At 33.1% G+C, this 269-nt stretch carries 1 protein-coding gene; it reads right to left on the reverse strand.

Annotated elements, in window-relative coordinates; translation table 11 throughout:
* Positions 1-41: 41 nt before the first annotated feature.
* On the reverse strand, positions 42-269 hold a 228-nt coding region (locus SB816_RS32010), incomplete at its 5' end, for a helix-turn-helix domain-containing protein (RefSeq protein ID WP_410548245.1).

Genomic DNA, 269 nt, shown 5'->3' on the forward strand with positions numbered 1-269 from the left:
CACCTCTCCGTTAATTATAACATCACTTGCAATACTTTTGCTTAAGACTCCTTTTCTATGATTTCAAGTAAATCATCTATCTCACAGTCTAATGCTTTGCAAATTTTTTCTAGAGTATCAAATTTAATGCCATCGGTTTCTTCATGGTAAAGCCTTGTTATGCCGTTTCTGTGAAGACCTGTTATTCTTGATAATTCAGCAATATTAACTCTTCTATCTCCCATAATTCTTGATAAATGCACTTTGATCAAGTACTGACTCTCCTTTAT

The organism is Achromobacter sp. SIMBA_011, from assembly GCF_046535435.1.
Classification (GTDB): domain Bacteria; phylum Pseudomonadota; class Gammaproteobacteria; order Burkholderiales; family Burkholderiaceae_B; genus Achromobacter; species Achromobacter dolens.